The organism is Bradyrhizobium sp. SZCCT0148 (assembly GCF_018129985.1).
GTDB classification, from domain to species: Bacteria; Pseudomonadota; Alphaproteobacteria; order Rhizobiales; family Xanthobacteraceae; genus Bradyrhizobium; species Bradyrhizobium japonicum_H.
In genome coordinates, this window is record NZ_JAFCKT010000008.1 from 148,281 (window position 1) to 173,784 (window position 25,504).

Annotated in this window: 26 protein-coding genes; 9 read left to right on the forward strand and 17 right to left on the reverse strand. The window is 64.3% G+C overall.

Annotation, left to right across the window (positions count from 1 at the left end; translation table 11 throughout):
- Nucleotides 1–109: 109 nt before the first annotated feature.
- The 3 genes from JQ580_RS23170 to JQ580_RS23180 all read right to left on the reverse strand — a co-directional run bounded on the left by JQ580_RS23170 (nt 110) and on the right by JQ580_RS23180 (nt 2,735).
- Nucleotides 110–664, reverse strand: a complete 555-nt coding sequence (locus tag JQ580_RS23170) for a hypothetical protein (protein WP_212282513.1) — start codon at nt 662–664, stop codon at nt 110–112.
- Between the two features lie 196 nt (nt 665–860).
- Nucleotides 861–1,070, reverse strand: coding sequence for a DUF4170 domain-containing protein (locus JQ580_RS23175; protein ID WP_018323282.1), 210 nt, complete (start codon nt 1,068–1,070; stop codon nt 861–863).
- A 30-nt stretch (nt 1,071–1,100) separates the two neighbouring features.
- Nucleotides 1,101–2,735, reverse strand: a complete 1,635-nt coding sequence (locus JQ580_RS23180; RefSeq protein WP_212282514.1) for an isocitrate lyase — start codon at nt 2,733–2,735, stop codon at nt 1,101–1,103.
- Between the two features lie 230 nt (nt 2,736–2,965).
- Here JQ580_RS23180 and JQ580_RS23185 point away from each other — a divergent pair, with 230 nt between their 5' ends.
- The 4 genes from JQ580_RS23185 (at nt 2,966) to JQ580_RS23200 (ending at nt 6,331) form a co-directional block, all read left to right on the forward strand.
- A complete protein-coding gene (locus JQ580_RS23185) occupies nt 2,966–4,411 on the forward strand; it encodes a helix-turn-helix domain-containing protein (protein WP_212282515.1) in 1,446 nt (481 codons plus the stop codon).
- A gap of 131 nt (nt 4,412–4,542) precedes the next feature.
- Nucleotides 4,543–4,779 carry a hypothetical protein gene (locus tag JQ580_RS23190; RefSeq protein ID WP_212282516.1) on the forward strand — a complete coding sequence of 79 codons (237 nt, stop codon included), beginning with the start codon at nt 4,543–4,545 and terminating at the stop codon, nt 4,777–4,779.
- A gap of 224 nt (nt 4,780–5,003) precedes the next feature.
- Nucleotides 5,004–5,807 carry a hypothetical protein gene (locus JQ580_RS23195; RefSeq protein WP_212282517.1) on the forward strand — a complete coding sequence of 268 codons (804 nt, stop codon included), beginning with the start codon at nt 5,004–5,006 and terminating at the stop codon, nt 5,805–5,807.
- 173 nt (nt 5,808–5,980) lie between these two features.
- Nucleotides 5,981–6,331 (forward strand): hypothetical protein, encoded by a 351-nt coding sequence (locus JQ580_RS23200; RefSeq protein ID WP_212282518.1) that lies wholly within the window; start codon nt 5,981–5,983, stop codon nt 6,329–6,331.
- 58 nt (nt 6,332–6,389) lie between these two features.
- Here JQ580_RS23200 and JQ580_RS23205 read toward each other — a convergent pair whose 3' ends face one another.
- Both JQ580_RS23205 and htpX read right to left on the reverse strand, forming a co-directional pair.
- Nucleotides 6,390–7,013: a tetratricopeptide repeat protein gene (locus JQ580_RS23205; RefSeq protein ID WP_212282519.1), complete on the reverse strand. Its 624-nt coding sequence runs from the start codon at nt 7,011–7,013 to the stop codon at nt 6,390–6,392.
- Between the two features lie 135 nt (nt 7,014–7,148).
- Nucleotides 7,149–8,096, reverse strand: coding sequence for a zinc metalloprotease HtpX (gene htpX, locus JQ580_RS23210; protein WP_212282520.1), 948 nt, complete (start codon nt 8,094–8,096; stop codon nt 7,149–7,151).
- Between the two features lie 184 nt (nt 8,097–8,280).
- On the opposite strand from htpX, the gene JQ580_RS23215 reads away from it, so the two are divergent.
- The 3 genes from JQ580_RS23215 to JQ580_RS23225 all read left to right on the forward strand — a co-directional run bounded on the left by JQ580_RS23215 (nt 8,281) and on the right by JQ580_RS23225 (nt 11,640).
- On the forward strand, nt 8,281–9,582 hold the full coding sequence (locus tag JQ580_RS23215) for a lytic murein transglycosylase (RefSeq protein ID WP_212282521.1): 1,302 nt from the start codon (nt 8,281–8,283) through the stop codon (nt 9,580–9,582).
- A gap of 272 nt (nt 9,583–9,854) precedes the next feature.
- Nucleotides 9,855–10,358 carry a DUF1993 domain-containing protein gene (locus JQ580_RS23220; RefSeq protein ID WP_212282522.1) on the forward strand — a complete coding sequence of 168 codons (504 nt, stop codon included), beginning with the start codon at nt 9,855–9,857 and terminating at the stop codon, nt 10,356–10,358.
- 181 nt (nt 10,359–10,539) lie between these two features.
- Nucleotides 10,540–11,640, forward strand: a complete 1,101-nt coding sequence (locus tag JQ580_RS23225; protein ID WP_212282523.1) for an alkene reductase — start codon at nt 10,540–10,542, stop codon at nt 11,638–11,640.
- Between the two features lie 204 nt (nt 11,641–11,844).
- On the opposite strand, the gene JQ580_RS23230 is transcribed toward JQ580_RS23225, so the two are convergent.
- The 9 genes from JQ580_RS23230 to JQ580_RS23270 all read right to left on the reverse strand — a co-directional run bounded on the left by JQ580_RS23230 (nt 11,845) and on the right by JQ580_RS23270 (nt 21,404).
- The gene (locus JQ580_RS23230; RefSeq protein WP_212282624.1) at nt 11,845–13,587 is read right to left on the reverse strand and encodes an ABC transporter substrate-binding protein; all 1,743 of its coding nucleotides are present in this window, start codon (nt 13,585–13,587) and stop codon (nt 11,845–11,847) included.
- Nucleotides 13,588–13,717: 130 nt separating this feature from the next.
- Nucleotides 13,718–14,047: a DUF2160 domain-containing protein gene (locus tag JQ580_RS23235; protein WP_212282524.1), complete on the reverse strand. Its 330-nt coding sequence runs from the start codon at nt 14,045–14,047 to the stop codon at nt 13,718–13,720.
- 13 nt (nt 14,048–14,060) lie between these two features.
- Complete coding sequence (locus tag JQ580_RS23240; protein ID WP_008137747.1) at nt 14,061–14,867, reverse strand: carbohydrate ABC transporter permease; 807 nt, start codon at nt 14,865–14,867, stop codon at nt 14,061–14,063.
- Nucleotides 14,867–15,769 (reverse strand): carbohydrate ABC transporter permease, encoded by a 903-nt coding sequence (locus tag JQ580_RS23245; protein ID WP_212282525.1) that lies wholly within the window; start codon nt 15,767–15,769, stop codon nt 14,867–14,869. Before JQ580_RS23245 ends, JQ580_RS23240 begins: the two co-directional genes overlap by 1 nt.
- On the reverse strand, nt 15,769–16,854 hold the full coding sequence (locus JQ580_RS23250) for an ABC transporter ATP-binding protein (protein ID WP_212282526.1): 1,086 nt from the start codon (nt 16,852–16,854) through the stop codon (nt 15,769–15,771). The genes JQ580_RS23245 and JQ580_RS23250 overlap by 1 nt, the downstream gene beginning before the upstream one ends.
- A gap of 12 nt (nt 16,855–16,866) precedes the next feature.
- Nucleotides 16,867–17,943, reverse strand: a complete 1,077-nt coding sequence (locus JQ580_RS23255; RefSeq protein WP_212282527.1) for an ABC transporter ATP-binding protein — start codon at nt 17,941–17,943, stop codon at nt 16,867–16,869.
- Nucleotides 17,940–19,490, reverse strand: a complete 1,551-nt coding sequence (gene glpD, locus JQ580_RS23260) for a glycerol-3-phosphate dehydrogenase (protein ID WP_212282528.1) — start codon at nt 19,488–19,490, stop codon at nt 17,940–17,942. Before glpD ends, JQ580_RS23255 begins: the two co-directional genes overlap by 4 nt.
- 288 nt (nt 19,491–19,778) lie before the next feature.
- The gene (locus JQ580_RS23265; protein WP_212282529.1) at nt 19,779–20,624 is read right to left on the reverse strand and encodes a DeoR/GlpR family DNA-binding transcription regulator; all 846 of its coding nucleotides are present in this window, start codon (nt 20,622–20,624) and stop codon (nt 19,779–19,781) included.
- 105 nt (nt 20,625–20,729) lie between these two features.
- Nucleotides 20,730–21,404 (reverse strand): HAD family hydrolase, encoded by a 675-nt coding sequence (locus tag JQ580_RS23270; protein WP_212282530.1) that lies wholly within the window; start codon nt 21,402–21,404, stop codon nt 20,730–20,732.
- 154 nt (nt 21,405–21,558) lie between these two features.
- Between JQ580_RS23270 and JQ580_RS23275 the strand changes: the two genes are divergently transcribed.
- Nucleotides 21,559–22,008, forward strand: coding sequence for a nuclear transport factor 2 family protein (locus JQ580_RS23275; protein WP_212282531.1), 450 nt, complete (start codon nt 21,559–21,561; stop codon nt 22,006–22,008).
- A gap of 94 nt (nt 22,009–22,102) precedes the next feature.
- Nucleotides 22,103–22,501: a nuclear transport factor 2 family protein gene (locus JQ580_RS23280; protein ID WP_409363224.1), complete on the forward strand. Its 399-nt coding sequence runs from the start codon at nt 22,103–22,105 to the stop codon at nt 22,499–22,501.
- 61 nt (nt 22,502–22,562) lie between these two features.
- Here the strand turns inward: JQ580_RS23280 and JQ580_RS23285 are convergent, their stop codons facing one another.
- The 3 genes from JQ580_RS23285 to JQ580_RS23295 all read right to left on the reverse strand — a co-directional run bounded on the left by JQ580_RS23285 (nt 22,563) and on the right by JQ580_RS23295 (nt 25,502).
- Nucleotides 22,563–22,754: a hypothetical protein gene (locus JQ580_RS23285; RefSeq protein ID WP_008137732.1), complete on the reverse strand. Its 192-nt coding sequence runs from the start codon at nt 22,752–22,754 to the stop codon at nt 22,563–22,565.
- A gap of 221 nt (nt 22,755–22,975) precedes the next feature.
- Nucleotides 22,976–23,386, reverse strand: a complete 411-nt coding sequence (locus tag JQ580_RS23290; RefSeq protein ID WP_094975775.1) for an acyl-CoA thioesterase — start codon at nt 23,384–23,386, stop codon at nt 22,976–22,978.
- A gap of 19 nt (nt 23,387–23,405) precedes the next feature.
- Complete coding sequence (locus JQ580_RS23295) at nt 23,406–25,502, reverse strand: 3-hydroxyacyl-CoA dehydrogenase NAD-binding domain-containing protein (RefSeq protein WP_212282533.1); 2,097 nt, start codon at nt 25,500–25,502, stop codon at nt 23,406–23,408.
- Nucleotides 25,503–25,504 lie beyond the last annotated feature (2 nt).

The following is a 25,504-nucleotide window of genomic DNA, read 5'->3' on the forward strand; positions in this document are numbered from 1 at the left end:
CCGCTGCGCTCCGACAGGGGCGCGCCCGGAATCCATTCATCGCGAACCGCTGCCGCCCGATGAATCCGGGGCTCAGGCTTCGCCTGCTCCGTAATGACAGAGCAAACGATCACCAGCTGCGGAGGGCCGCGACCACGGCAAGGCCGAACAAGGCGGCGGCACCGAGCACGAAGCCGAACACGAAGGGCCACAGGCGCGAGCGGCGCGGCGGCGGCGCGAGCTCGGGCTTCGGTTCGGGCGGAACCACCATCGCATGCTCGCGCTCGACCATGCGGCGCGCGACATACTCGGTGACGGCTTCGACGATGACGGCAGTGTCATGCGATTCGGCGAGCACGATGCGGCCGAACCGGGTGTCCTGGACGAAGCGGTACATCCGCTTGTCGCGGCCCATCACGATGTGGGCGACGACGTCGATCCAGAGCCTCGGCGTATCGCCCTGGCTGATGCCACGATCGAACAGGTCGATCCTGTCGGGCACCTGCGCGAACAGGGGATCGAGCGCGTCGTTGAGGATCTCGAGCCGCGCCACTTCCGCGTCCCTGAGATCGACGACGACGCCGGTCCGGTCGGCGGCCTCGATCCGCGCACGCAGCAGCGCGTCGCGCAGCCGCACCGGGCGCGGCTGGCCGGGGTGGATCCCGCTGGTTTCGGGCTCAGACATTGTCGGCCTCGTCCTCGACTTTCCCCATTAACCTATCAGCAACCACACCCTCCGCAAAGGGTCCGCAATTCCAGAGGCTTACGGCACCCACAGGCGATTGACCTGTGCCAAAAACAGACGATCCCACCCAGGCAGAGCCTGGATGGGACCATCCGTCCTTGGACGTCTTCTTGGTTCAGGTCGCCAGTCAGGCCCCTCAGGCCGAGACGCGCGACGGCTCTTCCACGATGGAGAAGCGGACGCCGGCCTTGTGGCGGTTCTCTTCCGAGACCGTGCGCCAGGCATCCTCGGCCTCCTTGCGGGTCTTGAACGGACCCTGCACCTGGGCCGAGCCTTCCACGAGCTTGTGGAAGTTCATCGAACCGAACTCGCCGCCGATCACCCAGAAATTGCTGCCTTTGGTCATTGTCAGTCTCCTGTCCAATAGCGTGCTGCGTTAGCCGAACTGGTTCATCGTGTTGTGGGCGCCGCCCGCCTTGAGGGCAGCCTCGCCGGCGAAGTATTCCTTGTGGTCGTCACCGATGTCGGAGCCGGCCATGTTCTGATGCTTCACGCAGGCGATGCCCTGACGGATTTCGGCGCGCTGGACGTTCTTGACGTAGCCCAGCATGCCCTGCTCGCCGAAATATTCGCGAGCCAGGTTGTCGGTCGAGAGCGCCGCCGTGTGATAGGTCGGCAACGTGATCAGGTGGTGGAAGATGCCGGCGCGCTTGGCCGAATCCGCCTGGAAGGTGCGGATGCGCTCGTCGGCTTCCTTCGCCAGCGGCGTGTCGTCGTACTCCGCCTTCATCAGCTCCGCACGGTTGTACTTGCTGACGTCCTGGCCGGCTTCCTTCATCGCGTCGTAGACCTGCCAACGGAAGTTGAGGGTCCAGTTGAACGACGGCGAATTGTTGTAGGCGAGCTTGGCGTTCGGGACGACCTTGCGGATGCGATCGACCATCTTGGCGATCTGCTCGATATGCGGCTTCTCGGTCTCGATCCAGAGCAGGTCTGCGCCGTTCTGCAGCGAGGTGATGCTGTCGAGCACGCAGCGGTCTTCGCCGGTGCCGGGACGGAACTGGTAGAGGTTCGAGGGCAGCCGCTTCGGACGCATCATCTTGCCGTTGCGGTTGATGATGACGTCGCCGTTGCGGGCGTTCTCCGCGGTGATTTCCTCGCAATCGAGGAAGCTGTTGTACTGGTCGCCGATGTCACCGGGCTTGTGGCTGACCGCGATCTGCTGGGTCAGGCCGGCGCCGAGCGAGTCGGTGCGGGTCACGATGACGCCGTCTTCAACGCCGAGCTCGAGGAAGGCGTGGCGGCAGGCGCGGATCTTCGCGATGAAGACTTCATGCGGCACGGTGACCTTGCCGTCCTGGTGACCGCACTGCTTCTCGTCCGAAACCTGGTTCTCGATCTGCAGCGCGCAGGCACCCGCCTCGATCATCTTCTTGGCGAGCAGATAGGTCGCTTCCGCGTTGCCGAAGCCGGCGTCGATGTCGGCGATGACGGGGACGACATGGGTCTGGAAGTTGTCGATCTTGGCGATCAGCTCCTGCTCGCGGGTCTTGTCGCCTTCCTTGCGGGCCTTGTCGAGCAGGCGGAAGATGTCGTTGAGCTCACGGGAATCCGCCTGACGCAGGAAGGTGTAGAGCTCCTCGATCAGCGCCGGCACCGAAGTCTTCTCGTGCATGGACTGGTCGGGCAGCGGTCCGAACTCGGAGCGCAGCGCCGCGATCATCCAGCCCGAGAGATACAGGTAGGTGCGATCGGTCTTGCCGCCGAAGTGCTTCTTGACCGAGATCAGCTTCTGCTGGGCGATGAAGCCGTGCCAGCAGCCCAGCGATTGGGTGTACTTGGTCGGATCCTTGTCATAGGCCGCCATGTCGGCCCGCATCAGCGCCGCGGTGTAGCGGGCGACGTCGAGGCCGGTCTTGAAACGGTTCTGCAGGCGCATGCGCGCGACATGCTCGGCCGTCACCCCGTTCCAGGTCGGCTGGGTGTCGAGGAGCGCCTGGGCCGCCTTGACCTCATCCAGATAGGAGGACGGGCCCTGGAGGGTGCTGAGGCCGCGGGGCTGGTAGTTCATCTGCCTGATCCTTTTGCTGACGATGGCGATGGCTAGCCATCGACATTCTTGACAGTGCATTGCGAGATGCGTGTCAGGAGCTAAACGCCAAAACGGAAACTTCGTACAGATGGCTTGTTTCTTATTGGTGATGTCATGTAACATCAGAACATGTATTAGATGTTATTTTGTAATTTTTGTAAAAAATATAGGGCAGAAAGACTGTCCTTAATGGGTCTGGAGAGCTGAAAATGCCCGCCGTGTCAGGGAAGAAACTGTTTGTCGGCCCGCGCTTCCGGAGGATCCGGCAGCAGTTGGGGCTGTCACAGACCCAGATCGCCGAAGGGCTCGGGATCTCGCCGAGCTATATCAACCTGATCGAGCGCAACCAGCGCCCGGTGACCGCCCAGATCCTGCTGCGGCTGGCCGAGACCTACGACCTCGACCTGCGCGACCTCGCCACCGCCGACGAGGACCGATTCTTCGCCGAGCTCAACGAGATCTTCTCCGATCCGCTGTTCCGCCAGATCGACGTGCCGAAACAGGAGCTGCGTGACCTCGCCGAGCTATGCCCCGGCGTCACCCATGCCCTGCAGCGGCTCTACGCCGCCTATACCGAGGCGCGCCAGGGCGAGACGATGGCGGCGGCCCAGATGGCCGACCGCGACGTCGGCACGCGCTACGAGGCCAATCCGGTCGAGCGCGTGCGCGAGCTGATCGAGGCCAACCGCAACTATTTTCCGGAGCTGGAGCAGGCCGCGGAAGCCTTGCGCGACGAACTGAACGTGCCGGCCGAAGGGCTCTACGCGGCGCTGGCCGCGCGCCTGCGCGAAAAGCATTCGGTCCAGACCCGCATCATGCCTGTCGACGTGATGCGCGAGACGCTGCGGCGTTTCGATCGCCATCGCCGCCAGCTCCTGATCTCCGAGCTGGTCGATCCACCCGGCCGCGCGTTCCAGCTGGCCTTCCAGCTCGGTCTGGGCGAATGCGCCCAGCAGCTGGAGGCCATCATCGGCCGCGCCGGACCGCTCGACGATACCCCGCGACGGTTGTTCCGCATCACCCTCGGCAACTACTTTGCAGCCGCCGTGATGATGCCCTACCCCGCTTTCCTCGCCGCGGCCGAAGCGCTGAACTATGACATCCACGTGCTGGCGCAGCGGTTCAATTCCGGCTTCGAGCAGGTCTGCCACCGCCTCACCACCCTGCAGCGACCCAACGCGCGCGGCATTCCGTTCTTCCTGCTCCGTGTCGACAATGCCGGCAACGTCTCGAAGCGCTTTTCCTCGGGCACCTTCCCGTTCTCGAAGTTCGGCGGCACCTGCCCGCTGTGGAACGTGCACTCGACCTTCGACACGCCCGATCGCCTGCTGAAACAGGTGATCGAGCTCTCCGACGGCACGCGCTATTTCTCGATCGCGCAGATGGTGCGCCGCCCGGTCGCACCGCACCCGCTGCCGCAACCGCGCTTCGCCATCGGCCTCGGCTGCGAAATCCGCCATGCCTCACGCCTCGTTTACGCCGCCGGCATGGACGTCGAGAAGACCGAGGGCACCCCGATCGGCGTCAACTGCCGCCTCTGCGAGCGCGAGAACTGCGCCCAGCGCGCCGAACCGCCGATCACGCGCACGCTGATTTTGGACGAGACGACACGGCGGGTGAGTTCGTTCGCGTTCTCGAATGCAAGGGAGCTGTGAGGGGGAAGTCATCTCAGAGCGCGCCGGTGATGCGGCGGCCCTGAGTGACCGCCAGCACAGTTGTTCAGCGCAGGCTGGTGCATGCTTGCAACCATGCCGCCCGCATCGGGCAGCCGAGAGGGATTACGAACATGAAGACCGCCACGTTTTCGATCTGCTCCGCCCTCGTCGCTATCGTGACGCTCGGTGGCTCCGCCCAACTGACCTCTGCGGCTGCCGGCAGCCTCGATTGGCTCGGCAATGACAATTACGTGCGCTGTCTTAAATATGTCAGCGCGCTCTCCCGGGGCGATGCTGCTGCCTATGACCGCGGTCGCAGGACCTGCAATCGGCAATACTATCCCGGCCGTCCCGGCTATGATTACTGAGCAGACCTTCGCAAACGAAGCTGCGCCACCTGCGGCTTTGTGCGAGGGCGCAGCCGGGGCGGGCCGACACCGGCACTGTGGTTAATCCCGCCCTAATTCCCTGCCGCGATCTGCAACCACCGATTAAGCACGCCTCAACATCGGTGCCATAGTCTCGCCCCACTCACTTTTCGCAAACAACGGTGGCCTATCCTGCCGGGCGAAGTGAGATCAGGGGGTTCATCATGCGCATTGCGTTGCTGCTGACCGCAACCATCGTCGGCGCGCTTTTCGCCAGTCCATCCCGAGCCGGCTCTCCCGAGACCGCCGGCGCGGCCCAGCCATTGCCGCCCGGCTTCCAGAGCTACCGCGGCTACATGTTCGACCTGACGGAGAACTCCGACCGGAAGGACGTCGACAAGCTCACCGCGAATCTGAAGAGCCAGATCGACGTCGTCGAAGGTGTCGGCCTCTCGCCGCGCGTGCTGCGCTTCTTCCATACCGTCCCGATCGTTGCCAGCGAGCTCGCCTGTCTCGACGAAGGCGCCGCGACCGCCTGTTACGGCCGGGTCACGCCCGACATCCAGCGCAACGCCCCCCGGACGCTGACGGTCTGGGACCCCAGCAAGCAGCGCTGGAGCAATCCGAATGCCGTCGACCTCGCGGTCGATTCCGGCCTCGGCGTGATCATGCTGCGGCCGGACATGATGCGCTACGAAAAGGAAGCCGTGCTGCTGCATGAATTGCTGCACGCCTATCATGCGCGCCTGTTGCCTGATGGCTACGCGAACAAGGGCGTGATCGCCTACTTCGCCCTCGCCAAGTCCAAGGATCTGCTACCCAAGGAATCCTACGCGCTGAAGAATCCCATGGAATTCTTTGCCGTGACCGCCAGCATCTTCCTGGCCGGGAAAAGCGAATTCCACGATCCGAAATCGCGCGAGACGCTCAAGGAGAAGATGCCGGACTACTACAAATATCTGGTCGGCGTGTTCGGCTTCGACCCGGAGCCGGCGGCGGCAAGCGGCCCCGTCGCCTCTTTGAAGTGAGGCAAGCGTAGAGCTGCCTCGGCGAGATCAACCAAAGAGCCGCGCGAAATGCGCGGCTTTTTTGTTTTGATGACCGGAAGCTGCGGATGACGCCCGGCCGGGAATTGCCAAGCGGCGGCCCGATCTGCATAGTCCCGCGCGCATCGATACTGTTTTCAAGGGGATAGAAGAACATGGCGGACGCCGACCTGGATGTCGTGATCCGGCAACTGGCCAGACAGCTGCATACGGGCCTGATGACCCGCGCCAAGGAGCGGCGGGATCGCTTCAACGGCCTGGCGGCCAAGGCCAAGGGCAAAGAGACCGGCGAGCGCTTCAAGATGATGGCCAAGGCCACAATGGAGCAGGCCACCGCCGCCGCCAAGCGCCTGCAGATGTCCGCCGACAACGTCGCCGACAGCTACGCACGATCAATGCGGCTCGCCGCCAGCGCCCCGATTGCGGTGAAGGTCGAGAAGCAGGCCAAGGCCAAGCCTGAAAAGAAAGCCAAGGCGAAGACGGCGAAAGCGAAGAAGGCCAAGTAGCGCGAGGTGCTCTTCCGCCCCGTGCGGGAGAAGGCGGCGAACGTGGCTTTGCCGATCGTTACCGGGCCGGCTCGGCGCTCGCCAGTTCGGCGAGCTTGGCGCGCGCGGCTTCGCGCGCGTGGCCGTCCTTGCCCGTTGGCAGCGCCAGCGCCGCCTCGAAATCGGCGCGCGCGTCGTCGGCCTGGCCACGGGCGAGGAACGCCATGCCACGGTCGAGCCGGGCCTGCGCATCCGAGGGGTCGAGGCGGATCGCCGTGTTGTAGCTCAGGATGGCGCGATCGAGGTCGCCGGTGGCGGCGAGCGCGAGACCTCGCTGGTGATAGGGCGCCGCGAGCTTGGGATCATGCGCGATCGCCTCGTCATAGTCGGCAATGGCGAGCTCGAGGTCGCCGTTCAGCCGGCGCGCGAGCGCGCGGTCGCGATAGAGCGAGGCGCGGTTGGGATTGAGGTGAATGGCCTCGTCGAAATCGGCGGCCGCCCGCCTGAAGTCGCCATGGCGCAGCGCGATCCGTCCACGCCCCTCATAGGCAAAGGCGATCAACGAACCGCGCAGCGGCGAGAAGCCGATCACGGCCGAGCAGATGTCGGAATCGTCCTCGTCGCCGCAGTTGACGACCATGTGGGTGGACAGGCCGACAAGCACGCACAGGACGATCAGCAATGGTACGGCAGCTCTGGTCATCTTCGACGGTGACCGGCAGCGGGCCGGTCACGCATCCCCTTTCGAAGGAAGTGTTTCGCCCGGGTGTTAGCACCGGCTCCGACCATCCTGTGTGCGCCAGGTCACAAAACCAGCCGCAAATTGCCGGGCTCCGTATCAGCCCCAGGGGCCGCGTGAAGGACCACGCGAGGACGAGCGTCCCCAGGGGCTGCGCGGCGGATAGTTCTCGTTGGCGCCGAGTGACGGCGCCGCCCGCCCACCGAGCTCCGCCGCGAGCTGCTGAAGCGCCGCGATGCGGTTCTGCGTCGAGGGATGGGTGGCGAACAGATTGTCGACGCCATGGCCCGACAGCGGATTGATGATGAACATGTGCGCGGTCGCTGGGTTTCGCTCGGCCTCGATATTCGTCACCTGATGCGCGGCCCCCTCGATCTTGACCAGCGCGGAAGCCAGCCACATCGGCTGCCCTGCAATGCGCGCACCGAGATTGTCCGCCGCATATTCGCGGGTGCGGCTGATCGCCATCTGCACCAGCATCGCGCCGAGCGGAGCGAGGATCATCATCAGGATCGAGCCGACGATGCCGAGACCATTGTTGTTCTCGCGATTGCCGCCAAAGAACATGCCGAACTGCGCCAGCATCGAGATCGCGCCGGCGATGGTCGCAGTGATCGTCATCAGCAGCGTGTCGTGGTTCTTGATGTGGGCGAGCTCGTGCGCGATGACGCCGGCGAGCTCCTCGCGGCTGAGCTGGCGCATCAGGCCGGTGGTGACGGCCACCGCGGCATTTTGCGGGTTTCGTCCGGTCGCGAACGCGTTCGGCTGTGCCTCGTCCATCAGGAACACCCGCGGCATCGGCAGGCCTGCCCGGCCCGCAAGTTCTGCGACCAGCCCGACCAGCTCCGGCGCGGTCGAACGATCGACCTCATGGGCGCCGTACATCGAGAGCACCATGCGATCGGAGTTCCAGTAGGTGAAGAGATTGGTTGCCGCGGCAATGACGAGTGCGATCATGGCACCGGAGGCGCCACCGATCAGATAGCCGACGCCCATGAACAGGGCGGTGAGGCCTGCGAGCAGCATTGCGGTACGAAGATAGTTCATGGCCGTCTCCTGGGGCGGCCGCGGGCCGCTAGAGGCGTCCGAGGCCGGCACGCATGAGGTAGGGATGACACCGGCCGGAGTGCAAGGTTTCCGGGTGCGTCGCGGAGCCGCGGCACTGGTTTGCGTACCGCACTTCCATTAAGCTTTCTCCAGAATCCAAGCGTCCCTCCCCGCCGGAAACTCCATGCTCCAGACCCGACTCGCGATCGCGGCCGTTGCTTTCGCTGCGTTCTGCTTACCTGCCTCCGCCCAGCTCCAGCCGCCACCCGCAAGGCCCGTGACGCCGAAGGCAACCGCGCCCTCCCCCCGCGCCGCCTCATGCCACAATGGCGCGAGCTTCGATCGCTTCCTGGCCGACGTGAAGCAGCAGGCTGTGGCCGCCGGCGTGTCGCAGCGGACGATTGCGGAAGCTTCGCCCTATCTCGTCTACGACCAGGGCATCGTCAACCGCGACCGCGGCCAGCGCGTGTTCGGCCAGCTCTTCACCGAATTCGCCGGCCGCATGGCGGCGCCCTATCGCATGCAGAATGGGCAGCAGCACATCAAGCAACACGCGGCCGCTTTCGCGCGCGCGGAAAAGGAATATGGCGTGCCGCCGGCGGTGATCGCCGCGTTCTGGGGTCTGGAGAGCGACTTCGGCGCCAACATGGGCAATCTGCCGACGCTGAAATCGCTGGTGTCGCTCGCCTATGACTGCCGCCGCTCGGAGATGTTCGTGGGCGAGACCATCGCTGCGCTGAAGATCATCGACCGCGGCGATCTGCATCCCGACGAGATGATCGGCTCCTGGGCCGGCGAGCTCGGCCAGACCCAGTTCCTGCCCGTGCATTACGTCAACTACGCCGTCGACTACGACGGCGACGGACGGCGCGACCTGTTACGCTCGCCGGCCGACGTGATCGGCTCGACCGCGAACTACATCGCCAACGGCCTGAAGTGGCGGCGCGGCGAGCCGTGGCTGGAAGAGATCAAGGTGCCGCAAAATCTGCCGTGGGAGAGGACCGATCTCACGGTGCGAGAGCCGCGCTCGACATGGGCGCAGTTAGGCGTGACCTATCCCGACGGCCGTCCCTTGCCGAGCGACAATCTCGCGGCCTCCGTGCTGCTGCCGATGGGGCGCTTTGGGCCGGCCTTCATGGCCTATGCGAATTTCGCCGCTTACACCGAGTGGAATAACTCGCTGATCTATTCGACCACGGCGGGCTATCTCGCCTCGCGCATCGCGGGCGCCGCCCCCATGCGCAAGCCGGCCCAACCGGTTGCGCAACTGCCGTTCCACGAGCTTAAGGAATTGCAGCAGCTCCTGGTGCGCGCCGGCTTCAACGTCGGCAAGGTCGACGGCGTGCTGGGCCAGCAGAGCCGGGCGGCGGTGAAGGCGATGCAGATCAAGTATGGCCTGCCTGCGGATTCCTGGCCGACCGCCGAGCTTTTGGCGCGGATGCGTGGCGGCACCGCACAGGCGCAGCCGGCGGCGTCGGTGCGGTGAACCGTGAAACCGTCGTCATTGCTCGCGAAGGTGGGGAATCCAGACGCCGCGGCGTTTCGGTTCGATCACAGTCGTCGCGGAGTGCTGCCCCGGTCAAGCCGGACGATGACAGCGGAGAGCGTGGCTGCGACAGCGAGGGTGTGGCCGCGATGACAGCATCGTAGAATTTTCGCACCGCACAAGCCGCTGTCGCGATTGTATTTTTCCATGAGGCTCCCATGTGAGTGGCTCAGGTTTTCTCCTGAGATTTCCCACACGAGAGCGAGCATCACATGTCCTTCTACGACGCCGTCGTCCCTGCCTATTTGCAAATGCTGAACAGCCTGACCGGCCTGCTCACCAAAGCCGAGGCGCATTGCGCGGCCAAGAAGATCGACCCCAGCGTCCTGCTCAACTCCCGCCTGTTTCCGGACATGCTGCCGCTGTCGCGCCAGGTCCAACTCGTCAGCGATTTCGCCACCAAGGGCTGCGCGCGATTGACCCACAGCGACGTGCTGTCGACGCCCGACACCGAGACCAGCTTTGCGGAATTGAAGCAGCGGCTGGCGAAGACCATCGACTATGTGAAGTCGTTCAAACCCGAGCAGTTCGAGGGTGCCGAGACCAAGGACGTCACCTTCCCGTCGGGCCCCGACAAAACCACCACGATGAAGGGCCAGCAATTCCTGAGCGCGTTCTCGCTGCCGAACTTCTATTTCCATGCCGCGACCGCCCACGGCATTTTGCGCCACAACGGCGTCGAGATCGGCAAGCGCGATTTCCTGGGCGCAAACTGATTTTGGAAAATCGCACGGTCGCGGCAGCCGGAATCAGCTGCCGCGACCGGAATTGCACATCAATTATGCTACGTGGTCCCTGCCGCGCAGCTCGCCTGCACTTTCCGTATGGCTCATCTCTTGCGCTGGATGCCGCGATGCACAAGTGTTCGTGACCTCTCACCGCCTGGAAGCATTTCCCATGAGCCGTCCGACCAAATTGTTTGAGACCTACAAGCTCGGCCCGATCACGCTGGCCAATCGCCTCGTAATGGCTCCGCTGACGCGCAACCGCGCCGTGCCCGGCACGTTCGTGCCCGGCGCGCTTGCGGCCGACTATTACGGCCAGCGCGCCTCCGCAGGCCTCCTGATCACCGAAGCAAGCCAGGTTTCCCAACAGGGCCAGGGCTACCAAGACACCCCCGGCATCTATTCCAAGGACCAGGTCGCCGGCTGGCGCAAGGTCACCGACCGCGTCCATGAGCGCGGCGGCAAGATCTACATCCAGCTCTGGCATGTCGGCCGTATCTCGCATGTCGACCTGCAGGCCAATGGGGCAGCTCCCGTGGCGCCCAGCGCGATCCGCGCCAAGGGCAAGACTTTCGTGAACGGCGGCTTCGCCGACGTCTCCGAGCCCCGGGCGCTCGAGCTCTCCGAAATTCCCGGGATCATCGACGATTTCAGGCGCGCCACGAAGAACGCGCTGGAGGCCGGCTTCGACGGCGTCGAGATCCATGGCGCCAACGGCTATCTGCTTGAGCAGTTCGCCAAGGACGGCGCCAACAAGCGCACCGACGCCTATGGCGGATCCATCGAGAACCGCGCGAAGCTGATGCTGGAGGTCTCCAAGGCCGTCGCGGCCGAGGCCGGCGCCGACCGCACCGGCATCCGCATCTCGCCGGTGACGCCGGCGAACGACATCTCGGATTCCAACCCGCAGGCGCTTTACGACCACATCGTCGATGGCCTGGCCGCGCTCAAGCTGGTCTATCTCCACGTCGTCGAGGGCGCCACGGGCGGGCCGCGCGACATCGCGCCGTTCGACTACGCGAGCTTGCGCAAGCGCTTCGCCGGCGCCTACATCGCCAACAACGGCTATGATTTCGATCTCGCCACCAAGGTGCTCGACGCCAATGCGGCCGACCTCATCGCCTTCGGCAAGCCGTTCATCTCCAATCCCGATCTGGTCGAACGGCTGAAGGCGGGTGCGCCGCTGAACGACTGGGACAAGAACACGTTCTACGGCGGCGGGGCCAAGGGTTACACGGATTACCCGACGCTGGCGGCCCAGCCGGCGGAGTGAACCACACGCGCAACTGTCATGCTCGCGGAGCATCCAGTACGCCGCGGCCTATCGGTTCAATCGCAATCGTCTCGGAATACTGGACTGCCGCTTTCGCGGGCGATGACAGTATGCGGACGGGCGCGCCAAAAGTCGCCGCGACATGCATGCAAAAAAGGCCGGGATCGCTCCCGGCCTTTCGCAATTTATGGCGTTAAGCGCCGTCTACTTTGCTTCCGCCCGCTTCGGGGGCTGGGCCGGCCACGACTTGATCAGGGTGTCGTAGTCGACCGTCTCGCCCTTCGGCTTTTCGTTGGCGAGCTTGCGCTGCGGGGCGATGGTGCCGTCCTTCTGGGCCTTGGCGTACCAGTACTCGGCCGACTCCTTCTTGTGCAGCTTCGGGCCACAGGCGCCCTGCACGTTGGACTTCTCCAGACGCTCCATGACCGAGTCCTGAGCGGCGGCGAGCGAGTCCATCGCGGCCTGCGGCGTCTTCGCACCGGACGACGCATCGCCGATGTTCTGCCACCACAGCTGCGCGAGCTTCGGATAGTCGGGCACGTTGTTGCCGGTCGGGGTCCACTGCACGCGCGCGGGCGAGCGGTAGAACTCGATCAGGCCGCCGAGCTTCGGCGCACGCTCGGTGAACGACTTGTCCCAGATGTCGGATTCACGGATGAAGGTGAGACCGACATGGCTCTTCTTCAGCGACACCGTCTTGGAAACGATGAACTGGAGATAGAGCCAAGCCGCCTTGCGGCGGTCCGCCGGGGTCGACTTCAACAGCGTGAGCGAGCCGGCGTCCTGGTAACCGAGCTTCATGCCTTCCTTCCAGTACGCGCCGTGCGGCGACGGAGCCATACGCCACTTCGGCGTACCGTCCGCGTTCATCACGGCGATGCCCGGCTTCACCATGTCGGCAGTGAAGGCGGTGTACCAGAACATCTGCTGGGCGATATTGCCCTGCGCCGGCACCGGACCCGACTCGGAGAAGGTCATGCCCTGGGCCTGCGGCGGAGCATACTTCTTCATCCACTCGAGGTACTTGGTGATCGAGTAGACCGCGGCCGGACCGTTGGTGTCGCCACCACGCTCGACCGAGGAGCCGACCGGACGGCAACCTTCCATGCGGATGCCCCACTCGTCGACCGGCAGACCGTTCGGAATGCCCTTGTCGCCGTTGCCGGCCATCGACAGCCAGGCGTCGGTGAAGCGCCATCCGAGCGAGGGGTCCTTCTTGCCATAGTCCATATGGCCGTAGACCTTGACGCCGTTGATCTCCTTGATGTCGTTGGTGAAGAACTCGGCGATGTCCTCATAGGCCGACCAGTTCACGGGCACGCCCAGCTCGTAGCCATACTTGGCCTTGAACTTGGCCTTGTAGTCGGGGTTGGTGAACCAGTCGTAGCGGAACCAATACAGGTTCGCGAACTGCTGGTCCGGCAACTGATACAGCTTGCCGTCCGGCGCGGTGCCGAACGACTTGCCGATGAAGTCGTTGACGTCCAGCATGGGGTCGGTAACGTCCTTGCCCTCGCCGGTCATGTAGTCCGACAGCGCGACGGTCTGGCCGTAGCGGAAGTGCGTGCCGATCAGGTCGCTATCGTTGATCCAGCCGTCATAGACGTTCTTGCCCGACTGCATCTGGGTCTGCAGCTTCTCGACGACGTCACCTTCCTGGATGAGGTCGTGCTTGAGCTTGATCCCGGTGAGTTCGGAGAACGCTTTCGCCAGCGTCTGCGCCTCGTATTCGTGGGTCGTGATCGTCTCGGAGACGACGTTGATCTCCATGCCCTTGAACGGTTCGGCAGCCTTGGCGAACCACTCAAGTTCCTTCTTCTGGTCTTCCTTCGACAGCGTCGAGGGCTGGAATTCCGCAATCCACTTCTGGATCGCGGCGTCGTCGGCGGCGCGGACCGGCGCCGAGACGGCGAGCGACACCGCAATGAGCGCGGCGGCGCTGGACATGGTCAGCAAGTTATTCTTGGTCAATGGACGTTCCCTTCTCCTAAACTGTCGCATGTTGTTCCTCCGTTGCAGCGACAAACTTTTATACAGACCCGGATTGCCCCCGGATCTGGCCGTTCCTTCGCGAGCTTCAGACCGTGCGGAAAATGAGCACGGCCGTGGCCAGCGAAATTCCTGATGCGAGCCACAGGCTCGAAATCTCAAAACCTTCCTCTCCCATCGGCAGCGTCGCGATCGCATCGGTGCCGACGAGTCCGATCCAGAGCAGATGAATCACGGCCGCTGTGATCAGCGAAATGAACAGGCGGTCGCCGCGCGTGGTGGGGATGCGCAGCACACCGACGCGCTCGGCTTCGGGATAGACCGCGGCGAGGTAAGTCATGGCCGCGAGCGTGCAGGCGAGCGCGGCGAAGAAGATCGCCGTCGGCAGCGTCCAGGCCATCCATGCGATCGATTCCATGAGAGCCTCCCTTTCAGACGCGACCGAGCGCGAAACCGCTCGCGATGTAATTGCGGACGAACCAGATCACGAGCGCGCCCGGAATGATGGTGAGCACGCCGGCGGCAGCCAACAGGCCCCAGTCCATGCCGGCCGCCGACACCGTGCGCGTCATGATCGCGGCGATCGGCTTGGCCGATACCGAAGTCAGCGTGCGCGCGAGCAGGAGCTCGACCCACGAGAACATGAAGCAGAAGAAGGCGGCGACGCCGATGCCGCTCGCGATCAGCGGCACCAGAATCTTGATGAAGAAGCGCGGGAAGGAATAGCCGTCGAGGAAGGCCGTCTCGTCGATCTCGCGCGGCACGCCGGAGACGAAGCCTTCGAGGATCCACACCGCCAAGGGAACGTTGAAGATGCAGTGCGCGAGCGCCACCGCCCAGGGCGTATCGAACAGACCGATCGCCGAATAGAGGTTGAAGAACGGCAGCGCATAGACCGCCGCCGGCGCCATGCGGTTCGACAGCAGCCAGAAGAACAGGTGCTTGTCGCCGAGGAAGCGGTAGCGCGAGAAGGCGTAGGCCGCCGGTAGCGCTACCGAGATCGAGATGATGGTGTTGAGGACGACGTATTCCAGCGAGTTGATGTAGCCGGAATACCAGCTCTCGTCGGTGAAGATGCGCTTGTAATGCTGCAGCGTCGGCGCATGCGGCCAAAGCGTCATCGTCGAGACGATCTCGGCATTGGTCTTGAAGCTCATGTTGACGAGCCAGTAGATCGGCAGAAGCAGGAAGATCAGGAACAGCCCCATGATGAGGCGACGGCCGGGAATCGAATGCATCACGCGGCTCCTTCCTGGTGCTTCCGCTCGGCGCCGGCATTGGTCATGACGGTGTAGAAGATCCAGCAGACGATCAGAATGATGAGATTGTAGACCAGCGACAGCGCCGCGGCCTTGCCGAGGTCGAACTGACCGAGCGCGATCTTGACCAGCTCGATCGACACGAAAGTCGTGGAGTTTCCGGGACCGCCGCCGGTGACGACGAACGGCTCGGTGTAGATCATGAAGCTGTCCATGAAGCGCAGCAGCACCGCGATCAGCAGCACGCGGTTCATCTTGGGCAGCTGGATCGCCTTGAACACGGCCCAGCGCGACGCACCATCGATCTGCGCGGCCTGGTAATAGGCCTCGGGAATCGACTTCAGGCCGGCATAGCAGAGCAGCGCAACGAGGCTGGTCCAGTGCCAGACGTCCATCACGATGACGGTGACCCAGGCGTCGATGTCATTGGAGACGTAATTGTAGTCGATACCCGCGGCGTTCAGCACGTAGCCCATCAGACCGATATCGGGGCGGCCGAAGATCTGCCAGATCGTGCCGACCACGTTCCACGGAATCAGCAGCGGCAGTGCGAGGATCACGAGGCAAGCGGCGACGGTCCAGCCCTGACGCGGCATCGACAGCGCGACGACGATGCCGAGCGGCACCTCGATGGCGAGGATCACCATAGAGAAGAACAGATTGCGGCCGAGCGAGGCGAGGAAGCGGCCACCGAGGTCGGTCGAGGGATCGAGCAGCTCCTTGAACCATCCGACGCCGTTCCAGAAGAACTGGTTGTTGCCGAACGTGTCCTGCATCGAATAGTTCACCACCGTCATCAGCGGCAGCACCGCCGAGAAGGCGACGACCAGGAACACTGGCAGCACCAGGAACCAGGCTTTTTGGTTGACGGTCTTGTCCATCAGGCGGCCCCCTCCACCAGAAGGCTGTCGGCATAGACGTGGATATGCGACGGGTCGAATCTCAGCCCGGCGGTGCCGTCGGAGCTGGTGAAGCCCGCCGGCGCGCGGGCCGCGAGCTTGGCGTCTCCAAGGCGCGTGCGCGCGAAGCGAATGCGGCCGAGATCGTCGATCCGCTCGATTTTTGCGGTGAGCAGACCGGGCGTCGGCGCGACCACGTCAACGAATTCCGGCCGCACGCCGATCTCGATCTTCGCCCCCGCCGGCAGTTGGTCATAGCTGCGGCCGAGCGCGATGACGTGGCCGTCGACCTTGGCCTCTCGGCCTCTCACCTCGGCCGGAATGATGTTCATGCCTGGCGAGCCGATGAAATAGCCCACAAATGTGTGCGCCGGCTTGTCGAACAGCTCGGCCGGTGTGCCGCTCTGCACCACGCGGCCATCATGCATGACGACGACGGTATCGGCGAAGGTCAGCGCCTCGGTCTGGTCGTGGGTGACGTAGATCATCGTGAGGTCGAGCTCGCGATGCAGGGCCTTCAGCTTGGAGCGCAGCTGCCATTTCAACTCGGGATCGATCACGGTCAGCGGCTCGTCGAACAGCACGGCGGCGACGTCGGAGCGGACGAGACCACGGCCGAGCGAAATCTTCTGCTTGGCATCGGCCGTAAGCCGCGTCGCCTTGCGATTCAAATAGGGTTCGAGGTCGAGCAGGCGGCCGATCTCGGCGACGCGCTTGTCGATCTCCGCCTTCGGCACGCCGCGGTTCTTCAGCGGAAACGCCAGGTTCTGCCCCACCGTCATGGTGTCGTAAATCACCGGGAATTGGAACACCTGGGCGATGTTGCGCTTCTGGGTTGACAGCGGTGTGATGTCCTCGCCGTCGAACAGGATTTTTCCCCGCGACGGCGTGATGATGCCGGAGATGACGTTCAAGAGCGTGGTCTTGCCGCAGCCGGATGGCCCCAGCAGCGCATAGGCGCCGCCCTGGCGCCAGGTCATGGTCACCGGCTTCAGCGCAAAGCTCTCCTGCGGCGCGTCGTTGCCTCCGTAGGAGTGGGCGAGATCGACGAGGTCAATGCGGGCCATGGCGCATCTCCCTCACGAGCTTGGTGCCGCGACCAATCGGTCAGCGGCATCAAACACAAAGACATCATTGGGATCGAGCACGGCATCGAGCGTCTGGCCGGGCTCGAATTCGTGCACGCCGTGCAGCACCGCCACCCAGTTCGATCCGTCGCGGGTCAGATGCACGAAACTCTCCGAACCGGTGATCTCGGTCACCGTGACCGTGGCATGGAAGGCGTGCCGGTCGGCCTCGCCATTGGCCAGCGCAAGCTGATGCGCCCGGAAGCCGACGCGATAGGCACCATCGGCCAGCGACGAATAGAGACCCGAGGCCGGCGCAGCGATACCTCCCGCATATTGCACCGAGCCGTTCTTCTTCTCGATGCCGACGAGGTTGAGCGGCGGGTCCGAGAACACCTGCGCGACGCGCAGCGTCTGCGGCCGGCGGTAGACGCTCGGCGTCTCGCCGATCTGGAGCGCCCGGCCTTCCCACATGCACACCGTGTTGCCTCCGAGCAGCAATGCCTCGGTGGGCTCGGTGGTGGCATAGACGAAGATCGCGCCCGAGGCCTCGAAGATGCGCGGCAGCTCGGCACGCAGCTCCTCGCGAAGCTTGTAGTCGAGATTGGCGAGCGGCTCGTCGAGCAGCACGAGATCGGCGCCCTTCACCAGCGCGCGCGCCATCGCGGTGCGCTGCTGCTGGCCGCCGGAGAGCTGAAGCGGCGTCCTCTTGAGGAACGGCTCGAGCCGGAGCAGCCTTGCGGCCTCCGCCACGCGCGTCTCGATCTCGTCACGCGGCTTGCCCTGCACGCGCAGCGGCGAGGCGATGTTCTCGTACACCGTCAACGAGGGATAATTGATGAACTGCTGATAGACCATCGCGACCGAACGCTTGCGCACGTCGACGCCGGTGACGTCCTTGCCGTTGACCAGCACCTTGCCCGATGTCGGCTTGTCGAGCCCGGCGAGCAGCCGCATGATCGAGGTCTTGCCGGACAGCGTCGGCCCGAGCAGCACGTTCAGGGTACCGCTCTCGAGCGTCAGCGAGACGTCGCGGATGTGCTCGACACCGTCGACGGCCCGGGTCACGTGATCGAGTGTCACGGTCATGAGTGTCCTCCCGCTTCCAGCAGGGGACTTTGCGGCACAGCGTGGGTTGCAATCCAGTCGTCAAGCGCAGCAATCTCGTCGGCAGATAGTCGCAGGCCGAGCTTGGAACGGCGCCAGACGACGTCTTCGGCGGTCATGGCCCATTCATTGGCCATGAGGTAGCGGACCTCGCGCTCGGTCAAGGTCGCACCAAAGGCCTGGCCGAGATCGGCCGATGATTTGGCGTCGCCGAGCAGCTTGATGGCCTTGGTGCCATAGGCACGCGCGAGCCGCCGGGCGTGCTCGTGGCTGAGGAACGGATAGCCGCGCTGCAGCTCGGCGATCAGGCCGTCGACGTCGGAGACATTCATGTCGCCGCCGGGCAGCGGCGATTTCCCGGTCCAGCCCTCTCGCGCTTTTGCGCTGCGAAGATAGGGCGCGAGCCGCTCCAGCGCCTCCTCGGCGAGGCGGCGATAGGTGGTGATCTTGCCGCCATAGATCGACAGCAGCGGCACGCCGCCGGGCGTATCGAGCTCGAACACGTAGTCCCGCGTCGCGGCCTTGGCTTCGCTGGCGCCGTCGTCGTAGAGCGGCCGCACACCGGAATAGGTCCAGACCACGTCGTCCGGAGTCACGGGCTTCGCCAGATATTCGCTCGCCGCGGTGCAGAGATACTGGATCTCCTCCGGCGTCGCCTTCACCTTGGCGGGATCGCCGTCATAATCGCGGTCGGTGGTGCCGATCAGGGTGAAATCGTCCTGGTACGGGATCACGAAGATGATGCGGCCGTCGGCATTCTGGAACATGTAAGCGCGGTCGTGGTCGTAGAGCTTCCTGACCACGATGTGCGAGCCCTGCACCAGGCGCACCTTGGCTTTCGCATTGACGCCGGCGCCGCGGCCGAGCACGTCCTCGACCCACGGGCCGCCGGCATTGACCAGAGCCTTTGCCTGGATCTGCGAGCGCTCACCGGTCAGCGTGTTGACCATGCTCACGGTCCAGAGACCGTCGGACTGCTTGATATCCGTTGCGCGGGTCCGGGTGCGGATCTCGGCACCCTTGTCGGCGGCATCGCGCGCGTTGAGCACGACGAGGCGGGCGTCGTCGACGAAGCAGTCGGAATATTCGAAGGCGCGGGAGTAGCGGTTCGGGATCAGCGGCTTGCCGACCTCGTCACGCCGGAGATCGACCGAGCGGGTCGCGGGCAGCAAATGACGGCCGCCGATGTGGTCATAGAGGAACAGGCCGAGACGCAGCAGCCAGGCCGGGCGCAGGCCGGCGTGATGCGGCAATACGAAACGCAAGGGGCGGATGATGTGGGGCCCGATCCCCCAGAGGATTTCGCGCTCGATCAGCGCCTCGCGAACCAGGCGGAACTCGTAATATTCGAGATAGCGCAGGCCGCCATGGACCAGCTTGGTCGACCAGGACGACGTCCCGCTCGCCAAATCGTTCATTTCGCACAGGAAAACCGTGTTGCCGCGGCCCACCGCGTCGCGCGCGATGCCGCAGCCATTAACACCGCCTCCAATGATGGCGAGGTCGAAAATCCGATCCAACAGACGCATCCCCCGGCGACCGCCCGTTCCGTCGGGCGGTTACTTTCGTTTATGATTAGATCACACCGTAAAACGAAAGCAAGACGAAAGAGAGGAGGAAGGAAGTGAAAGCAGAACTTTCTGCAGGGCAATGCGATGCAGAAATGGGCAACCGGAGCTGGCGGTCAGCCGAAGAACCTCGCCGGCGTCGTGTTGCAGGAACACGGCCGACTTCGCATGGCGCTGGCCGGCCGGGTTTGCGAATGATCCGCCGATGCCTGCGGTGTTCCACAGATGGATGGAAAACGTTTCGGACCGCTATCGCAGCCGGACCACCGGCGCGGCTTCCGGCGCCGCATCCTGCGCCTCGGCCGGTGCATCATCGATGTCTGCCCCCTTCGGCATCGCGGCCATCACCTCGATGCCTTTGCTGTGGCAGATCGTGGCGAGGCGCTCAGGCAGCTCCTGGTCGGTGACGAAGGTCTGGATCTGGGTGATGTGGGCGATGCGGACCGGCGCGCTGCGGCGGAGCTTGGTGGAATCCGCGACCAGCATGACGGTGCGGGCGTTGGCGATGATGGCTTGCGCGACCTGCACCTCGCGATAATCGAAATCGAGCAGCGCGCCCTCCTCGTCGATCGCAGACGCGCCGATGATGGCGTAGTCGACCTTGAACTGGCCGATCAGCTGCGTCGCGGTGGAACCGACCACGGCGCCATCGGCGCGCCGTACCGTGCCACCGGCGACGACGACTTCGATACGGGGATGGCGGTAGAGCAGCATCGCGACGTTGAGGTTGTTGGTGATGACAAGGAGATCCTCATGCGAGGTCAGCGCGCTCGCGACCTCCTCGGTCGTGGTGCCGATGTTGATGAACAGCGAGCAGCCGTTGGGGATCAGCGAGGCGGCCGCAGCTCCGATCGCCTTCTTCTCGTCGGCGGCGACGAAGCGCCTCGCCTCATAGGCGAGGTTTTCGACGCCGGAGGCGATGATGGCGCCGCCGTGGATGCGGGTCAGCGATCTCCGCTCGCAGAGGTCGTTGAGATCCTTGCGGATGGTCTGCGCCGAGACCTCGAAGCGGCGCGCGAGATCCTCGACCATGACACGGCCCGAGGCTCGCGCGATGTTGAGGATTTCGGCTTGGCGATGGGTCAGTCCGGTCACGGCAAGGGCCTCAAATCAGGAAGCAGCATGGTGCGGCGGTTCGCGCCGTCGGTCAATGCGCGCGGCGATCAAGGTTAACCATGCGGCCGCACACCAACCCATTTCTCACCACGCCATGGCGCTCGCGAGACGCGCGAGCAGCTGCGGATCGTCGAAGGCGCTGGCGGATGCGATGGCGCCGGCCGCAACCAGGTCAGCATGGCTGAGGCTGGTCCGGAGGCCGATGGTCGGAATGCCGGCCGCCGTGGCGGATTGCACGCCGGTGCGGGAGTCCTCGAATGCGATCGAGGCCTCTGCGCTTGCAGCGACGAAACGCAGGCCCTCCTGATAGGGTAGCGGATGCGGCTTGCCGTGCGGCAGCTCGGCACCGATCACGAGCGCCCTGAAACGATGCGTGATGCCGAGGCCGGAAAGCAGCAGCTCGGCATTGAGCCGCGGCGCGTTGGTCACGGCGACCATGGGAATGCCGGCCGCATCCGCGCGGTCCAGCAGCGCCATCAGCCCCGCCAACGGCTCGATCTGCCCGGCCACGAGCGTTCGGAAGACCTCTTCCTTCTCGTCAAGGATCTCGGCACGCCGCGCCGGCGTTTCGTCGGGCAAAAAGCGCTCGCCGATCGAGACATTGGCGAAGCCCTGCAGCTCCCTGGAGAAGCGTGCGTGATCGAACACATGACCCAGCGGCCCCAGCACCTGGTTGAAGGCCTTGAGATGCAGCGGATCGGTGTTGGCAAGCGTGCCATCGATGTCGAACAACAACGCCCTGCCGATGGCCTCGATCATTTCTCTACTTTCCCACATCCGCGATGCATCAATGCGAAAGACGTATCAATACGCTCTCTCACGCGCAATGATGCATCCACATGACCACAATGCGACACTCGACAAAGCTGCGCGCGACTCCAACACTCCTCGCAAGATCAATAAGGAGGAAACGATGATCAACCGACGCGATCTGGCTCTTTCTGCTCTTGCCGTCTCCACGCTTGCGCTCTCCGCGCCCGCGCTTGCCGCTTCGGCAGACGAAGAGGCGGTGGCGAAAAAGGTCGAGGCCTTCCGCCTCGCCCAGATCGCGGCCGATCCCAAGGCGCTCGGCGCGTTGTGCTGGGACGATCTCAGCTACAGCCATTCCAGCGGCAAGGTCGAGGACAAGGCGACCTTCATCGCCAACGCCACCGACGGCAAGTCGAAATTCCTGTCGATCGACTACAAGGATCCCACGATCAAGGTCGTCGGTCCCGCCGCGATCGTGCGATTCCACTGGATGGCGGAACAGGAGATGGCGGCCGATGGGAAGAAAGTGCCGACCAATCTTCACATCCTGATGAACTGGCAGAAGCAGGGCGACGAGTGGAAACTATTGTCGCGCGCTGCGACGAAATTGTGATGTGACGACTTAGCGTCCCCCTGTGGCAAGGGTTGGCGTAGGCGGCCTTTGTTTGCCGTGCTTAAGACGAGGAGGCTTTGAACCGGCGGTGACGATGGCGGCGAGAAGATCAAGGACGGAGGACATGATGACGGACCACGAGGCGGTGGCAAAGAACGTCGAGGCATTTCGCCTCGCCCAGATCGCGGCCGATCCGAAGGCGCTGGGCGCGTTGTGCGCGGACGATTTAAGCTACAGCCATTCCAGCGGCTTCCTAGAGGACAAGGCGGCCTTCGTCGCCAACGCCACCGATGGCAAGACCGAGTTCCTGTCGATCACATACGAGAATCCAACCATCAAGATCGTCGGCCCCGCCGCGGTCGTGCGCTTCCACTGGCTGGCCGAGATGATGACCGGCGGACAGAAAGTGACGAACAGCCTTCACATCCTGATGAACTGGCTGAAGCAGGGCGACGACTGGAAGCTGCTGTCGCGCTCCGCGACAAAACTGTGATCCGCTACCGCGATTTCAGGCCGCGCCCCGCCAGCGCGTCCCGTAACAGCGAGTACGATCCTTACGCCGCCTCTTTCACATCGCCGTTAACCAGCTTGCGCGCGGCGCGTTCGGCTTCGCGCGCGTTGCGGAAGAGCTGGCCTTCGAGGCGATTGAATTGGTGGGACGAGGCGAAGAAGCAGTAGCCGCCCTGGCCGCGAACGACGATGCCCGCGGTTTCCGAGTTCACTTCAATGATGTAGCTGTCCGGCATGGCCCGTAGATTCCTCAATGCGGGCAAATAACGGCATCTCTGCCCTTTGGTTCCCAGGGCAAATCAACCGGTTTCCACCCCGAATCGACGGGCTCATGGGTACGCCGGGACCTCATCCGTTTTATGACTGGTTGTTGGCGAAGCCGCGACGCGTTGACTCATCCGCGCCGCGTTTGGCGAGCTGCAACTCTTCGTGAGATGGGACGCAAAGCCGCGCGCGATTAGGTCGCGACCGGCGTCTCGGTCGAGCGGACTTCCTGCGGACGGCCGTGCTCGTCGATCGAGACATACGTAAAATTGCCGTCGGTGACGAGCAACGGATGCTCCTCGCCGCGCCGCAACGCCCAGGCTTCCAGATGCACCGTCAACGAGGTGCGGCCGACGCGGACGAGGTTGGCATAGACCGAGACGAGGTCGCCGACGTAGACGGCCTTGCGAAAATTCATCGCCTCGATCGCGACGGTGACGGTGCGCGACTTCGCAACTTTGGATGCGAACACACCGCCGCCAACGTCCATCTGGCTGAGCAGCCAGCCGCCGAAGATGTCGCCATTGGCGTTGGTGTCGGCGGGCATCGCCAGCGTGCGGATGCAGAGATCGCCGCGCGGCGCGCTGTCGGACTTCTCGGTCATCGGGTTTCTCTTGAAGCTCTCAGTTGAAACTGTCCCACCCCGGATCGGGCGCGAAGCGCTCGCCGAATCGCCCGGCCAGCCCGCGCAAGGTCGACACGACGTTCTCCACGCCGCGCGTGTGCGCATAGTTCAGCGGGCCGCCGCGGAACGGTGCATAGCCGGTACCGAAGATCATGGCGCCGTCGACCGCATCAGGATCGTCGACGATGCCCTCCCGCAAGGCCGCCACGCAGACATTGGACATCGGCAGCACCAGCCGGTCGATCATCTGGTCGGTGACGCGCGGACCGGTCTCGGGGAGCGGTGCCTTCTCGGCCTTGCCGTCCTTCCAGGTATAAAAGCCCTTGCCGGTCTTGCGGCCAAGCTCGCCTTTGGCGACTTTGTCGCGCAGCCATGCGGGTGTGGGCGGCAGGAGGTCACCGAATTTGGTGCGCAGCATGTCGCCGACGTCGAGGCAGATGTCGAGCCCGACCTGGTCGGCAAGTTCGATCGGCCCCATCGGCATGCCGAACTGTTCGGCCGCTTCGTCGATCAGGCGCTGGTCGATCTTCTCGTCCAACATCACCATGGCTTCGAGCATGTACGGCGTCAGCGCCCGGTTGACGAGGAATCCCGGCGAGCTCTTCACGGATAGCGGCAGACGATCGATCGCGCCGACGAAAGCCAGGGCCTGCTTCAGCACCTCTGGGTCGTTGCCGTCGTGACTGACGACCTCGACCAGTTGCAGCCGCGACACCGGATTGAAGAAATGCAGGCCGACCAGCCGCTCGGGCCGCGCCAGCGTGGTGCGCAGATCCTGAAGCGGTATGCTCGACGTGTTGGTCGCAAGGATCGCGCCCGGCTTCATCCTGGGCTCGAGCCCGGCATAGACCTTCTGCTTGAGCTCGAGCTTTTCGGGGACTGCCTCAATGATGAGATCGGCATTGCGGATGCCCTCCCCGTCCATGTCGGGGATCAGACGATCGAGCGCGTCGCGCACCTCCGTGGGCTTGCGGATGATCTTGCCGTAGAGTTCGGCGGCGCGCTTCACGGCGCCCGCGATCGGCTCGGCTTTCATGTCGGCGAGCGAGACGCGTAGTCCCTGCCCGGCGACCCACGCCGCGATGTCGCCCCCCATGGCGCCGGCGCCGATGACATGGACGTGCTTGATGGCGTTGCCGCTGCCGGCCGCCTTCTTCATCTGCTCGCGCAAGAAGAAGACCCGGATCAGGTTCTGGGCGGTCGGCGTCACCATCATCCTGGCGAACGAAGCCTGCTCTTCCTTCAGCATCGCGGCCTTGTTGCCGCCATGGGTCTCCCAGAGGTCGATCAGCGCGTAAGGTGCAGGATAATGTTCGCGGGGCGCCGCCTTTGCCGCCTCCGACCGCATACGTCTTGCCAGGAGACCGCGCACGAAGCCGAAGTTGGCAGCACGCGTGAACAAGCCGGGCCTGGCCCGCTTCAGCCGGCCGAATAGTGCGTCCTTCACCGCGCCCCGGACATGACGCTCCTGCGTTACGGTGTCGACGAGGCCGAGCGACCTGGCGCGGCGCGCATCGATGGTGCGGCCGGTGAGCATCAGTGCCATCGATTGAATGGGATTGACCAGCGCGGTAAACCGCGCGGTGCCGCCGAGGCCGGGATGCAGGCCGAGCATCACCTCGGGGAAGCCGAAGCGCGCGCCGTCGATGGCGATGCGCGACTGGCAGGCGAGCGCGACCTCGAGGCCGCCGCCGAGACAGAAACCGTGGATGACGGCGACCGTCGGCAGCTTCAGTGCTTCCAGATGATCGACCACGGCATGCACCGCGCGGATGCGTGTTTCCACCATCGCAGGATCACTGGCGCCGCGGAATTCGTTGACGTCCGCACCAGCGATGAAGCCGGACGGCTTTGCGGAACGGATTACGAGACCGGCGGGGCGCTCGGTCTCGATCGCCGCGAGCACGGCGTCGAGCTCCTCCATCACGTCCGAGGACAGCGTGTTGGCGCTGGCGTCAGCCCGATCGAACAGCACCCAAGCCACACCGTCCTCATCGCGCGTCAGCTTGAAGTTCTTGTACGGACTGTCCGTCGCGGGCCTGGGCCCGAGCTCCAGCACGCGGTCGCCCAGCGCGGTCATGATCTTCGAATCCATGG

Bases quoted from the DNA above. Each gene is read 5' to 3' on its own strand.
- JQ580_RS23170 (WP_212282513.1), bottom strand. From the start codon at position 664: ATGTCTGAGCCCGAAACCAGCGGGATCCACCCCGGCCAGCCGCGCCCG.
- JQ580_RS23175 (WP_018323282.1), bottom strand. From the start codon at position 1,070: ATGACCAAAGGCAGCAATTTCTGGGTGATCGGCGGCGAGTTCGGTTCG.
- JQ580_RS23180 (WP_212282514.1), bottom strand. From the start codon at position 2,735: ATGAACTACCAGCCCCGCGGCCTCAGCACCCTCCAGGGCCCGTCCTCC.
- JQ580_RS23185 (WP_212282515.1), top strand. From the start codon at position 2,966: ATGCCCGCCGTGTCAGGGAAGAAACTGTTTGTCGGCCCGCGCTTCCGG.
- JQ580_RS23190 (WP_212282516.1), top strand. From the start codon at position 4,543: ATGAAGACCGCCACGTTTTCGATCTGCTCCGCCCTCGTCGCTATCGTG.
- JQ580_RS23195 (WP_212282517.1), top strand. From the start codon at position 5,004: ATGCGCATTGCGTTGCTGCTGACCGCAACCATCGTCGGCGCGCTTTTC.
- JQ580_RS23200 (WP_212282518.1), top strand. From the start codon at position 5,981: ATGGCGGACGCCGACCTGGATGTCGTGATCCGGCAACTGGCCAGACAG.
- JQ580_RS23205 (WP_212282519.1), bottom strand. From the start codon at position 7,013: ATGACCAGAGCTGCCGTACCATTGCTGATCGTCCTGTGCGTGCTTGTC.
- htpX (WP_212282520.1), bottom strand. From the start codon at position 8,096: ATGAACTATCTTCGTACCGCAATGCTGCTCGCAGGCCTCACCGCCCTG.
- JQ580_RS23215 (WP_212282521.1), top strand. From the start codon at position 8,281: ATGCTCCAGACCCGACTCGCGATCGCGGCCGTTGCTTTCGCTGCGTTC.
- JQ580_RS23220 (WP_212282522.1), top strand. From the start codon at position 9,855: ATGTCCTTCTACGACGCCGTCGTCCCTGCCTATTTGCAAATGCTGAAC.
- JQ580_RS23225 (WP_212282523.1), top strand. From the start codon at position 10,540: ATGAGCCGTCCGACCAAATTGTTTGAGACCTACAAGCTCGGCCCGATC.
- JQ580_RS23230 (WP_212282624.1), bottom strand. From the start codon at position 13,587: ATGTCCAGCGCCGCCGCGCTCATTGCGGTGTCGCTCGCCGTCTCGGCG.
- JQ580_RS23235 (WP_212282524.1), bottom strand. From the start codon at position 14,047: ATGGAATCGATCGCATGGATGGCCTGGACGCTGCCGACGGCGATCTTC.
- JQ580_RS23240 (WP_008137747.1), bottom strand. From the start codon at position 14,867: ATGCATTCGATTCCCGGCCGTCGCCTCATCATGGGGCTGTTCCTGATC.
- JQ580_RS23245 (WP_212282525.1), bottom strand. From the start codon at position 15,769: ATGGACAAGACCGTCAACCAAAAAGCCTGGTTCCTGGTGCTGCCAGTG.
- JQ580_RS23250 (WP_212282526.1), bottom strand. From the start codon at position 16,854: ATGGCCCGCATTGACCTCGTCGATCTCGCCCACTCCTACGGAGGCAAC.
- JQ580_RS23255 (WP_212282527.1), bottom strand. From the start codon at position 17,943: ATGACCGTGACACTCGATCACGTGACCCGGGCCGTCGACGGTGTCGAG.
- glpD (WP_212282528.1), bottom strand. From the start codon at position 19,490: ATGCGTCTGTTGGATCGGATTTTCGACCTCGCCATCATTGGAGGCGGT.
- JQ580_RS23270 (WP_212282530.1), bottom strand. From the start codon at position 21,404: ATGATCGAGGCCATCGGCAGGGCGTTGTTGTTCGACATCGATGGCACG.
- JQ580_RS23275 (WP_212282531.1), top strand. From the start codon at position 21,559: ATGATCAACCGACGCGATCTGGCTCTTTCTGCTCTTGCCGTCTCCACG.
- JQ580_RS23280 (WP_409363224.1), top strand. From the start codon at position 22,103: ATGGCGGCGAGAAGATCAAGGACGGAGGACATGATGACGGACCACGAG.
- JQ580_RS23285 (WP_008137732.1), bottom strand. From the start codon at position 22,754: ATGCCGGACAGCTACATCATTGAAGTGAACTCGGAAACCGCGGGCATC.
- JQ580_RS23290 (WP_094975775.1), bottom strand. From the start codon at position 23,386: ATGACCGAGAAGTCCGACAGCGCGCCGCGCGGCGATCTCTGCATCCGC.
- JQ580_RS23295 (WP_212282533.1), bottom strand. From the start codon at position 25,502: ATGGATTCGAAGATCATGACCGCGCTGGGCGACCGCGTGCTGGAGCTC.